Source organism: Cohnella lubricantis (assembly GCF_014212015.1).
In the GTDB taxonomy this organism is placed as follows: domain Bacteria; phylum Bacillota; class Bacilli; order Paenibacillales; family Paenibacillaceae; genus Cohnella; species Cohnella lubricantis.
The window spans coordinates 28,677-40,514 of record NZ_JACJVN010000027.1 but is presented as its reverse complement, the minus strand read 5'-3'; the positions used below and the strand labels follow the sequence as shown (position 1 = coordinate 40,514).

Annotated in this window: 9 protein-coding genes; 3 read left to right on the top strand and 6 right to left on the bottom strand. The window is 55.1% G+C overall.

Going from position 1 to position 11,838, the window contains the following annotated elements; all coding sequences use genetic code 11:
* Positions 1 to 230: 230 nt before the first annotated feature.
* The gene (locus tag H4Q31_RS07085) at positions 231 to 1,583 is read right to left on the bottom strand and encodes a methyl-accepting chemotaxis protein (protein ID WP_185178374.1); all 1,353 of its coding nucleotides are present in this window, start codon (positions 1,581 to 1,583) and stop codon (positions 231 to 233) included.
* 233 nt (positions 1,584 to 1,816) lie between these two features.
* Here H4Q31_RS07085 and H4Q31_RS07080 point away from each other — a divergent pair, with 233 nt between their 5' ends.
* The 3 genes from H4Q31_RS07080 to H4Q31_RS07070 all read left to right on the top strand — a co-directional run bounded on the left by H4Q31_RS07080 (position 1,817) and on the right by H4Q31_RS07070 (position 4,422).
* The gene (locus H4Q31_RS07080; RefSeq protein ID WP_209703590.1) at positions 1,817 to 2,644 is read left to right on the top strand and encodes a MetQ/NlpA family ABC transporter substrate-binding protein; all 828 of its coding nucleotides are present in this window, start codon (positions 1,817 to 1,819) and stop codon (positions 2,642 to 2,644) included.
* Positions 2,645 to 2,729: 85 nt separating this feature from the next.
* Positions 2,730 to 3,758 (top strand): methionine ABC transporter ATP-binding protein, encoded by a 1,029-nt coding sequence (locus tag H4Q31_RS07075; protein WP_185178373.1) that lies wholly within the window; start codon positions 2,730 to 2,732, stop codon positions 3,756 to 3,758.
* Positions 3,751 to 4,422, top strand: a complete 672-nt coding sequence (locus tag H4Q31_RS07070; RefSeq protein ID WP_209703594.1) for a methionine ABC transporter permease — start codon at positions 3,751 to 3,753, stop codon at positions 4,420 to 4,422. The genes H4Q31_RS07075 and H4Q31_RS07070 overlap by 8 nt, the downstream gene beginning before the upstream one ends.
* Before the next feature lie 55 nt (positions 4,423 to 4,477).
* On the opposite strand, the gene H4Q31_RS07065 is transcribed toward H4Q31_RS07070, so the two are convergent.
* From H4Q31_RS07065 to H4Q31_RS07045, 5 genes are all read right to left on the bottom strand, one after another.
* Positions 4,478 to 6,544 (bottom strand): beta-galactosidase, encoded by a 2,067-nt coding sequence (locus H4Q31_RS07065; protein WP_185178371.1) that lies wholly within the window; start codon positions 6,542 to 6,544, stop codon positions 4,478 to 4,480.
* Positions 6,545 to 6,620: 76 nt separating this feature from the next.
* Complete coding sequence (locus H4Q31_RS07060; protein ID WP_185178370.1) at positions 6,621 to 8,207, bottom strand: DUF3502 domain-containing protein; 1,587 nt, start codon at positions 8,205 to 8,207, stop codon at positions 6,621 to 6,623.
* A 54-nt stretch (positions 8,208 to 8,261) separates the two neighbouring features.
* Positions 8,262 to 9,200 (bottom strand): carbohydrate ABC transporter permease, encoded by a 939-nt coding sequence (locus tag H4Q31_RS07055; RefSeq protein WP_185178369.1) that lies wholly within the window; start codon positions 9,198 to 9,200, stop codon positions 8,262 to 8,264.
* A 19-nt stretch (positions 9,201 to 9,219) separates the two neighbouring features.
* On the bottom strand, positions 9,220 to 10,140 hold the full coding sequence (locus H4Q31_RS07050; protein ID WP_185178368.1) for an ABC transporter permease: 921 nt from the start codon (positions 10,138 to 10,140) through the stop codon (positions 9,220 to 9,222).
* A 116-nt stretch (positions 10,141 to 10,256) separates the two neighbouring features.
* Positions 10,257 to 11,831 (bottom strand): response regulator, encoded by a 1,575-nt coding sequence (locus H4Q31_RS07045; protein WP_185178367.1) that lies wholly within the window; start codon positions 11,829 to 11,831, stop codon positions 10,257 to 10,259.
* Between the last annotated feature and the right edge of the window lie 7 nt (positions 11,832 to 11,838).

Sequence of the window (11,838 nt, the reverse complement as noted above, 5' to 3'; positions counted from 1 at the left end):
ATCCCTATCATAGCAAGGAGAGAAATGGATGGAAGTGCCTCCATTACCATGCAAAACCTAACACAAGAGCTACATGTCCGCAACCTCCGGACTAATCGCTGTCAAACCGCGTCGCGGCGGCTTGTTCGGTGTCGACCATTCGACATGCGGATATCGCACAGACCGGAACATGCAGACGAAGAAAGGCGCCTCGCGGGCGCCCTTGGATATTGTCCTATGATGTTCTCCTATTAGAAAGCTTTGACTGCGGTATTTAATCTTTCCGCCGTGGCGGCTACCTCTCCCGCGACTTTGGCGATCTCCTCGACAACGACTGTCATTTGAGCCACTTCGGTCTGAATGAGCTGAATCTGCTCGTTCGACTTGGCGCTGCCATTCAGAATGCCTTCGAACGCATTCTCGGTATGGGACAAGCTCTGATTGCATTCCGACACCGATGCCTGAATGCCCTTCACTCGAGAGGTCACTTCTTCGAATTGCTTGGACGTGTTCGCGGCCAGATTCGATACTTCCTCGGCAGCCACGCGTGATTCCTCGGCCAGCTTCTTCACCTCTTGGGCGACAACGGCAAATCCGCGGCCTTGTTCTCCGGCTCTGGCCGCTTCGATCGAAGCGTTCAGCGATAAGAGGTGTGTCTGGCTGGCAATCTCGGCGATCGTGGCAGACAGATCCCGGATGCTCGATGCGGTCTTCTGCAGATTGGCCATGCTCGAGTCGACCTTCAACGTATTCTCTTCGATGGTCTTCATCGAGGAGATCGTCTCATCCAGCTGGTTCTTGCCCTTGTTGGAGAGAACGTTCGATTCCTGGGACAGTCTCGCGCCTTCGTCCGCATTGACCCGGATCTGCTCCATCTGAGCCAGCATCTGCTGCGAGCTAGCGCCGCTCTGCTCGCTCATCGCCGCGAAATTCTCCACGACTTCGCCGACTCGGCCCTTGAAATCGTCTTTGACCTTCTGTTGGTTGTCGGCTAAATTCTGATCCAATGACTGCTTGAATTTGTCCAGGACGACCTGTCGTTGAATGCTGATGTAACGCAGAACCTCCTGGGTCACTCTCGCCAGAACTTGAGAATCCTTGTACTTCTCGGCTAGCAGCGGAAGAATCTCAATCAGGAACTTGTCCCATACGGCTGTGTACCATGCGATTTGCACTTGCGTATGGACATACAGCTGTCCAGCCTGCTCGATCAAATCCATCTCTGCCGCGCCTAACTTATTGCTCAAGCACGACAGCAGATAACCTTCGATCTCCTCCCGTGCCGCCACCCAATTGCCGGCAGGGTCCTTGAAGAAGCCGATGAATCCCGGGTGCTCGTACTCCAGAAAGATCTTATCGAAGATCGCCGGCATATGAGCCGCAATCGCTTCTTGGGCGTCAGCGCTAATAGCCCTCGACTTGTCGTTAAACTTCAAATAATCATAACGCTCCTGAATCTCGGCAGGCGGCTGAAGGACCTCTTCTTTGCCTTGCAGGCTTTGTTCAAATCTACCAAGCGCGGAAGAACGATTGGAGCCGGAAGAAGCGGAGTTGCCAAAGCTGCCTGTCCATTTCTGTTTGGTCTTGGTTAGCAGTGATGTCATCATCGATTCCCCCCAAGCTTGGTTAAAGTTAGCCGTTTCGGCACAAACTGAGACTGCATTTTCCAAAATAAAATAGGCTCTTCCATAATAAAACAAAATGCGACATGTCAGCAATGCCCAAATCAAATTGTTGCTTATTTGTTCATTGACAACAAGTTTTATCACGATATATTTTTATTCTTACTGTCCCATTACAGGTTAGCAGCAAATCAGAATGGAAAGCGGTGTTTGGAGTGGTCAAAAAATCCCTTCTTATCTTCATGGTCTTCGCGCTGACAGCAATTGCTGCAGCATGCGGCAATTCAAACGAGAATGCCAATAACAGCTCTCCGGCGGCGGGCGACAAATTAAAGATCGGTGTTATGGCAGGCGTTGAGGAAGAAATCTGGAAAGTAGCCAAGGAAGTCGCAGCCAAAGACAATCTGGATTTGGAGTTAGTCGTGTTCAACGACTATGTCCAGCCGAACAAAGTGCTGGAGGACGGCCAATTGGATGCCAATGCCTTCCAACACCAGCCGTACCTGGACGAATTCAATAAGTCGAACGGTACGCACATCGTGAAGCTCGCGGATACGATCAATTATCCGATCGGGGTGTACTCTAAGAAGATCAAGGATTTGTCGGAGCTGAAGGACGGAGACACGGTCGGCTTGCCGAACGATCCGACGAACGGCGCCCGTGCGCTGATCCTGTTCCAAAGCGCCGGCCTCATTAAGCTGAAGGAAGGCGTTGGCGTTACCGCTACCGTTCGCGACATTGCCGAGAATCCGAGAAATTTGAAGTTCAAAGAATTGGACGCCGCCTTCCTGCCCAAAGCGCTTGGAGATTTGACCGCGGCCGTCATCAACACCAACTATGCGGTTGACAACGGCTTGTCCCCGACGGAGGATGCCATCTACCGCGAGCCGGCAGACTCTCCGTGGGTGAACATCATCGCGGTTCGCGATGGCGACCAGGACAAGCCGATCTTCCAGCGGCTCGTCAAGGCGTTCCAGTCCGAAGAAGTGAAGAAGTTCGTCACGGACAACTACAGTGAATCGATGGTGCCGGCTTGGCAATAGCCAAGCCGGTCATGCGCAGGTCTCTCCCACGCGGGAGCGGACCTGCCATTTCTATTTTTTAACGAGAAGCGGAAGGATGAAGGACATGATTCAACTGAAGAACGTCTCTAAGGTGTTCTATCAGAATAAGCACAAGATCGAAGCCGTCAAGAATGTGACGCTGGAGGTGCAGCAGGGCGAGATCTTCGGCATTATCGGCTTCAGCGGCGCGGGCAAGAGCACGTTAATCCGCTGCATCAACTTCCTGGAACGGCCGACCGAGGGCACGGTAAGCATTAATGGCGTGGATCTCGCGAGCCTGAAGGAAGGGCAGCTTCGGAAGACGCGCCGCAAGATCGGCATGATTTTCCAAACGTTTAACCTGCTCTCCTCCAACACGGTATTCGACAATGTGGCGACCCCTCTGCGCTTGGCGGGTGCGCCTAGAAACGAGATTAACCGGAAGGTTGGCGAACTGCTGGAGATCGTCGGCCTGAAGGAGAAGGAAGCGATGTATCCGTCCCAGCTGTCCGGCGGCCAGAAGCAGCGCGTTGCGATCGCCCGGGCGCTGGCCAGCGATCCGGAGATTCTGCTGTGCGATGAAGCGACCTCGGCGCTCGATCCGCAGACGACTGAATCCATCCTGGAGCTGCTGCTGGAGATCAATCGCAAGTACCATATTACGATCGTACTCATTACCCACGAGATGCATGTGATCAAGAAGATATGCGACCGCGTGGCGGTGATGGAGAACGGCAAGGTGGTCGAGCAGGGCAAGGTGCTGGACGTCTTCTCGCGGCCTCAGCAGGCGATTACGAAGAACTTCATCAAGACGATCTTTGACGTGAATCTGCCGGAATCATTGTTGGCGCAGATCAAACAGCACGACGATCCGGGTCAGCTGCTGCGGATCTCGTTCGCGGGCGACCACGTGGCCGAGCCGATCCTGGCGGAGCTCGCCGTCAAGTTCGCGCTTCGTCCCAACATTATGTACGGCAACATTACGCAAATTAAGGATACAACGTTCGGTACTCTCGTCATTCGCGTAACGGGGGAACCGGCGGCGATCCAAGCGGGCATCGATTATTTGTCCGGGCTGGAGCTGCAGATTGAGGTGATCGACTATGCTGGGTAATTTCTTCGACAGCTTCGCGGAGTTCTGGGACTTATATGTGCAATCGATGAGAGAGACCGGAATTATGGTTGTCTACTCCTTGGTGATCTCTGCCGCAATCGGCCTGCTGCTCGGCATCGTGCTCGTCGTGACTCGGCCAGGACATATATACGCTAATCCGATTGTCTATCAAGTGATGAATATCATCATTAACGTGCTTCGCTCCTTGCCGTTCATTATTCTGATGGTGGCGATCATTCCGTTCACGAAGTGGGTGGTCGGTACGACGATCGGGGTGAAAGGGGCGATCGTGCCGCTCGTTGTCTATACGGCGCCTTATCTGGCCCGGCTGTTGGAATCGGCCCTGCTTGAGGTGGACCGCGGCGTCATCGAAGCGTTCCAGTCGATGGGCGCGACCCACAGGCAGATCATTACGCGCGTCCTGCTTCGCGAGGCGCGGCCCAGCTTGGTGCTCGGCCTGACGATCGGCACGATCAGTCTCGTCGGCGCCTCCGCGATGGCCGGCGTCGTAGGGGCCGGCGGCCTCGGCGACGTCGCGATCCGCTACGGCTATCAGCGCTGGGAGCCGAACGTGATGATCACCTGCGTCCTCCTGCTCATCCTGTGGGTGCAGATCGTGCAGTCGCTAGGCACCGCGATCGCGAAGAGATTGCGGAAGCGGTGAAGGGCTCTTATATAGAAGGCGGTGCTGGGTGATGTCCCCGGCACCGCCTTCTTGATTAATTCGCCCTCCGCCGCAGAATGAGCGCGCCATTAGCCGGAAGCTCCACCCGTTCGGCTGCGGCTGCGCCCGTCTCCGCATCCTCGTATCCGCCCATATCCATCTCAACTTGGGCTTCTCTTCCCGAGAAATTGAGAAGGAACACGTAGTCGGTGTCGCCGTCGCTGCGTAACTGGGCGGTTACGCCATCCGGCAGCGTGCTGCCGATGGCCCGGCGGACGCCAGCCTCCTGCACGAGCTTGCCATAGAATAACCGATAGAAGGCATCGTCGCTTACCCGCGCCGCCAAATAATACGCCCGGCCATCTCCCAGGCTATTTCTTGTCAGCGCCGGACGCCCGGCATAGAAGTCGCCGCCGTAGACGGCCAGAACTTCCGCCGTCTCGGCATGGATAAGCTCGCACAGCTCCCGCACCTCGAAGGAGCCCTCGAAGCCGAGTTGATTGCTTGGACGCATGTGAACCGAATTGCGGTCATGGTCATACAAGCCTTCAATCTCCTCGGCCCATATGCCGGCCGTCTTGCGAAGCGGTCCCGGGAAGCCGCCGAGATGGCATAGATCGTTCTCGTCCACGATGCCGCTCCAATAGGTGATCGCCGCGGTTCCTCCTCCGCGGACAAATCGCTCGATCTTCTCCCCCGTCTCCTGCCGGAGCAGGTAAGCCATCGGCACCAGCAGCAGCTTGTACCCGGAGAGATCGTCATTGGCGCCGATGATGTCTACGGGAACGCCTAATCCCCACAGAGCGCGGTAGTGCTGCATGACTGTCTTCTCGTAGTGAATCCCGCAGTTGCGGGGACCCTGGGCGTCATTCACCGCCCAACGGTTGTCCCAGTCGAACAAGATCGCCGCTTCGGCCGGCACAGGCGTTCCGACAAGCTCCGCCAGCCCCGCCAGCGTGCGGCCCAGGTCCGCGACATCTTGGAACACGCGGGTATGCTCGTGTCCAATGTGATCAACGACAGCCCCGTGGAACTTCTCGCTGGCACCGCGGCTCTTGCGCCACTGGAAGTACTGCACCGTATCGGCGCCATGCGCCACTGCCTGAAGCGAGGACAGACGATGCATGCCCGGACGCTTCAGCTTGCTCACCGGCTGCCAGTTGGTCAAGCTTGGCGTACTCTCCATCAGCATGAACGGCTTGTGCTTGAGCGAACGGAACAGGTCGTGATTGAAGGCGAACCACGAAGCCACATCCCTATCAGATGGCGCTTCGTGCCAAGTTGGATAGGCGTCCCAGGAAATGACGTCAAGCTCCTTCGCGAACGAGCGATAATCCAGGCCGTAGAACAAATCCATCATGTTCGTCGTGCAAGGCAGCTCGGGATTGGCAGCCTTGAGCGGCTTGATCTCATGCTTGTAGAAATCAAGCGTCTGGTCTGATAAGAAACGCCGCCAATCCAGATTATGGCCGTGCACCATCGACTCTCCGTGGGGCGCCGGAGACTCCACTTGCGACCAATCCGAATATGTATGGCTCCAGAATGCGGTCCACCAAGCCTGATTTAATGATTCTAGCGAGCTATATTTCGCACGCAGCCAGCGGCGGAACGCTTCTTGGCAATACCCGCAGTGGCATTCGCCGCCGAACTCGTTCGAGATATGCCAGCCGACGACCGCCGGGTGATTCGAATACCGCTCGGCGAGCTTCGCGTTCATGATCGCCGTCTTCTCCCGGTAGACCGGCGACGTGTAACAGTGATTATGCCGCATGCCGTGCAGATTGCGGACGCGGTTCGCTTCGACCCGCAGCACCTCCGGATACTTCTGCGACATCCATGCGGGCCGCGCGCCGCTCGGCGTTGCCAACCAGGCATAAATGCCGTTCTCCGCGAATGTATCCAGCACATGATCGAGCCAGCCGAATTCAAATCGGCCCTCCTCCGGCTCCAAAGCCGCCCAACCGAAAATGCCAACGGACATGACATTACAGTTCGCCAGCTTCATGAGGCGAATATCCTCTTCGAAGATCTTCGGATCGTGCAGCCACTGATCAGGGTTATAATCGGCGCCGTGCATAAACGCGGGAATCTTGCGGCTAATCGGCGGAAATTTGGCTCCCATACTCTCTCATCTCCTTCGTCAGATCGATAAGAAGAAAGAGGGGACCCGTTCAGTTCCCCTCCTTCTCTATTAATCTTTATTGATTCGCTAGGAAGGCGTCGATCTGCGATTGCATCTCCTGCTGAACCTTATCGATGCCCGCAGCCTTCAACTGTTCGATCAGATCGGCCACGCCTTTGTCCGTATCCTTGATGAGGCCATATTCCAACGGGATGCCGTAGCGGATAATGACATTGCCAATGTTCGCGACTTCCGATTTGACATTCGAATCGTCGAATACATACGTCTCAAGCGGATAGTGGTAGATCTTCGATTGCCATCCATCGAAGATGTCGTTCGCTTCTTGCGGATACGAAGCGTCCTGCCGGTTCAGCTCAGAGTTCCAGCCCCAGTTCGAGATGCCGGCAGGATAGTTAACCGCATTAGGTCCTGCCGTATACTTGTCGTCTCCTTCAGGGTTGTAGTGCGAGCCGGCGATGCCGTACATCGTCAGATCATGAATCTCCTTGTCGTTCTGCAGCAGATCGATGAGCATCAGCGCGCGCTCCGGATTGGCAGAGGTCGCGTGAATGGCCATGCCATTCTGCGTAGAGATGGCAGCAAGCTTCTTGCTGTTCGGCGCAATGTCAGCGATCGCGAATTGCTGATCCGGCGTATCACGGCGAGCCTCTGCCAGATTGGCCGCTACCGTCCCGAGGTTCTGCGCATAGGACGAGACCTTGCCCGCCTTCATATCCTGCCATACATCGTTCTTGTTGTTGACGACGTTCTTCGACCAGACGCCGTTATCAGCCAGATCCTTGTAATAAGCCAGCAGCTCCTTGAACTCCGGCGTGTCATAGATGTTGAACACCTTGCCGGTCGCATCGTCCAGCTTAATAGCCAGCGGCACGCGCGTATCGATGACCTTGAAGTCGTTGTTATGCTCCAAGGTCGCTTGGTCGAGCTCGTGCCACTTCCAGCCGTCCGCGGCTTTGGCTCCATAAGCGGTGATGCCCTTCTCGTTCTGGGCGACCGTCTTCAAATAGTTCGCATACGATTCCAGGCTGTTGATCTCGGGCAGATTGTACTTCTGGCGAAGGTCTTCGCGGTAGAGGACGACCTTGTTCGTCACTTCCACATTATTGTTCGGCACCATATACAGCTTGCCGTTCACTTTAGCTTGGTCCCACGAGACTGCCGGCATGGCGGCCCAAGTCTTCGGAGCATACTTCTGCAGCATATCCTCCGTGAGCTCCAGGAAGCCGCCTTTGAGCGATTGATCGTTGTAGTACGCCCAGTTGGCCGTATAGACGAGATCGAACTGCTCGTTGGCTGCGAACTTCAACGGATACTTCTGGTTCCAGTCCGCCCAATCGAGGAACTCCACTTCGACGGTCGCATTGATCTTCTCCTTAAGCAACTTGTTCAGTTCGCCGAAGACCAGATCGTAATCGACAGGTTTGCCGCCGAGCAGGATCATCTTCAGCTTAACTTCCTCCGACGTATCTACGGCGTTCGAATCCGAAGGCTGCGAGCTCGCGCTCGGCGCGCTCGACTCGGATGGTTGGGCGGAAGCCGTGCCGGCTGCGTTGTTGTTGCCGCTGCTGCATGCGGCGAGTATGACTGACAGGATGAATGCAAGTGCAAGAAGCAGGATGGCCGATCTTTTCTCGCGTTGCATAATGGATATCCCCCTATTGGAAAATAATATATTGATAACCAGGTTGCCCTGAGGTCATCCTTTGACGGCACCGATGGTGAGGCCTTGAACGAAAAACCGTTGGATGAACGGATACGCGAACAGGATCGGCCCGATCGCGACGATCGTCATCGCCATCTTGAGGCTTTCCGACGGGATTTGGAGATTGACCACGGCGCCCGAGGCGATCATGGCCCTGCGCATGCCGTCCATGTTGCCCAGCATCTTGTACAGGTAATATTGAAGCGGCATCAAATTGTCGTTCGAGATGAACAGCATCGCGTTGTACCAATCGTTCCAATAACCAAGCGCGATGAACAGGCCGATGGTCGCCAGCACCGGTTTGGACAGCGGAATGATCAGCCTGCTGTAGATCAGAAAGTCGCCCGCTCCGTCGATCTTCGCCGATTCCGCAATTGCCTCCGGAATGCCGCTCATGAACGACTTCATGACCAGGATGTAGAATACGTTGAACAGAAGCGGCAACACGAGGATAAGGAACGTATCCTTGAGATGGAGATAGTTGACGATTAACAGATACCAAGGCACCAAGCCGCCGCTGAACAGCGTCGTGAAGAAGAAGAAGAAGGAGAAGCCGTTCCGCCATTTGAAGTCCTTCCTTGCCAGCACGTAAGCGGTCATCGAAGTCAGGAACAAGCCGAATGCGGTGCCTAGCGCTGTAACGCCGATCGTCACGCCGTAAGCTTTCAGCATCTGCTCCGGATATTTAAACAGCAGGCTGTATGCTTCCGTCGAGATCAATGTAGGAATCAACTGATACCCGTTCTCGATAATGCTGCTCTCCTTCGTTAACGAAGCCGAGAGAACGAGCACGAACGGAATCAGGCAGAAGAGAGAGACGATAGATAGCAGCAGGTAGGCAATGGTCTGGAACAACCGCTTATCGGCTCTCCCCCGGCCTGCGCTTCCAGCCGTCTGTCCCGCGCCAGCTCGAGTGGTTCGTTGTGTGCTCATGTCCTTCCTCCCCTCTCTATTAGAAGAGCGCGCGGTCCTTGTCATAGCTGCGCACGGCATAATTGGCTAATAGAATCGTTATGAATCCGAGCACGGATTGGTAGAACCCAGCTGCCGACGACATCCCGATATCGTTGGACGAGATCAGCGACCGGAATACGAACGTATCGATGACGTCCGTCGAGGCGAACAGCAGCCCGTTGTTGCCGACCATGTTATAGAACATCCCGAAGTCCCCTCTGAAGATATTGCCGATAGCAAGCAATACAAGGATGATAATGGTCGGGTACAGGTTCGGAATCGTAATTCGGGTAATCCGCTGCCAGATGTTCGCGCCGTCGATCTCCGCGGCTTCGTACATTTCCGTATCGATACCTGTTATGGCGGCCAGATACATGATTGAACCGTATCCGACAGCCTTCCAAGCGGAGACGACGACCAGCAGAACCGGCCAGTACGCGGCCGTATTATAAATATCGACAGGTTCCATGCCTAGTCCCTTCAGCACGGCGTTGATCGTGCCGTAGTCGAAGCTGAACAGATTGTAGGCGATGGCGCCGACTACGACCCAAGAGATGAAGTAAGGGAGGAACAGCAGAGTCTGGAATACTCTCCGGAACCACCGGCCTGCGATCTCGAACAGAAAAATCGCCATGGCGATCTCCAACACATTGTTCACGATGATGAAAGCGATGTTGTACAGCGCCGTATTACGGGTCACCTGCCAGGCGCTGCCGGAGTCGAAGAAGAAGCGGAAGTTATCCAGCCCGTTCCAGGGACTGCCGAAGATGCCGCCATCATAGGTGTACTGTTTAAACGCCAGAACGACGCCAGCCATCGGAATATAAGCGAACAGCATGAAGAACAAGACGCCGGGCAGCAGCATAAGCAGCAAGGTTCTATATTTGAGTGCGTCATGCCAGAATCCGTACCGTTTCAAAGTGCCGCCTCCTTCCAATCAGGTATAGCGCTTTCATTTTCTACAACAATTATAAGATGAACGTTCAAGCACGGAGCAGTAAGGGAAGCAACTAAAACTTATACACATTCCACGATTCAAATATGATGCTTCTTCCGGTATTCGCCCGGCGACATGCCGATGGATTGCTTGAACTGACGATTGAAGTAAATGATGTTCTTATAACCGACGCGATCGGCGATCTCATATATTTTGAGAGACGGATCCTCTAGCAACGCGCATACCCGCTTCATTCTCAGATCCAACAGCACATCGCTGAAGTTCATCCCCGTCTCTTCCTTGAAGAGATGACCCAAATAGTTCGGCGAGAAGTGGAAATGCGCCGCTACTTCCTTCAGCGTGACCTTCATCTCGATTCTCTCCCGTACATAACGAAGGATGGTGTCGATCAGCTTACGATTCGCCCTGGACCGCTTCGTGAGAAGCATCTCGGACAGCTCGAAGAATCTCCTTCTTAGCCAAGACAGAATGTCGTCCACCGTCTCGAACCGGAACAAGACAGCCGGCTGATGCGACTCCCATTCCAGAAGCTCATACAGATTCTCATTCAACTGCCGCAGATCCGCGTTCAGCTTGGAGGTCATCCGGATAATCAGGTTATATACTTCGTCCATCCGATGCAACGGCTGGTCCCGGCCGAAAATTCGCAGCAGGCAGTCGTCAATGCCGACCAGATCGTATGCCAGAATCGCGTGCAGCATTCGATCCACGATCCCGTCAAAGTTGTCGAAAACCTGCGTATCCGTACGATTCTCCGCCACATCGCAAATAAGCCGATTCTTCCCGATCAGCCACTTGGCGCCAAGAGCGGCCGCCGCTTGGCGATACGATTCCGGAAGCCGGCGCCAATCATCGGTGAACATGCCGCAGCCTACCGTAACCGTCAACGGATGAGCGCCCGCCACTTCGCGGATCAGCTCCTCCAGCAATACGGTGAACTCCTCCTCGGAGCCTTCGGCCAATACGACAAGCCGGTAATCGGACGGACTGGCGACAATCGTGCCAAGTCCGTTCTCCGTCGTGAATTGTTGGATGAACTTAACCATGCTACTAACCAGTTGCCGACGTTCTTCCTCCGGAACGCCGCGCATCTTCCAATCCACATCGTCCATCTCGATGATAACCGCCGCAGCGCCCCTGCTGACGATCGGCGCCAGAAACTGTTGTATATGCTCGTCGATCTGTTCGTGCGCCCGGCCGCTTAACCATCGAAGAAGAAGCTCTTGGCTCGCAAGCGACAATACCTCAACCTCGGTTCGGATCCGCTCCCGCTCTGCCTGAACGTCTGCGCATAGACGAGCCAGCATCTCGTGCAGCTCGTCGTCGTCGACGGGCTTCAGCAGGTAGCCCGACGCTTGAAGGGTGAGCGCCTCCTTCGCGTAACCGAAGTCCTCGTGGCCGCTGATGAACACGATCCTAATCCGCGGATTGATCGCCTTCGCTCTGCGGGCGAATTCCATCCCCGTCATAATCGGCATCCGAATATCGGATAGAATGATATCGATCTGCTTCTCTTGAACGAACTCCAGCGCGGCGAATCCGCTGTTCGCCGTTCCCGCGACTTCAAGCGGCAGTCCGCTGCTTGCGACTCTTCGCCTCAGCCATTCCAAATCGATCTTCTCGTCGTCCACGAGCAGTACGGTTACCATCATGGCCCTC